Here is a 211-nt window from a genome sequence, read left to right as displayed (position 1 = left end):
AATTTAAATGAGTCCTTTTTAGGGCTTCGCTTATGGCCTTGCTATCTGGCTTATTATTAGACTCCAAGCTACATAGATACTGAACTATCTCCAGCTTGCCATCTAAAGCAGCTCCAATTAAGGCTTCGCTTATGGCCTTGCTATCTGGCTTATTATTAGACTCCAAGCTACATAGATACTGAACTATCTTCAGCTTGCCACGGGAAGCAGC

The 211-nt window shown here is 42.2% G+C and carries 1 protein-coding gene; it reads right to left on the bottom strand.

Going from position 1 to position 211, the window contains the following annotated elements:
- The coding region (locus Lfee_RS17650; RefSeq protein ID WP_238584893.1) for an ankyrin repeat domain-containing protein at window positions 1–211 on the bottom strand (211 nt) is incomplete at both ends.

The organism is Legionella feeleii, assembly GCF_001467625.1.
GTDB lineage: Bacteria > Pseudomonadota > Gammaproteobacteria > Legionellales > Legionellaceae > Tatlockia > Tatlockia feeleii.
This window is presented reverse-complemented; position numbering and strand designations above follow the sequence as displayed.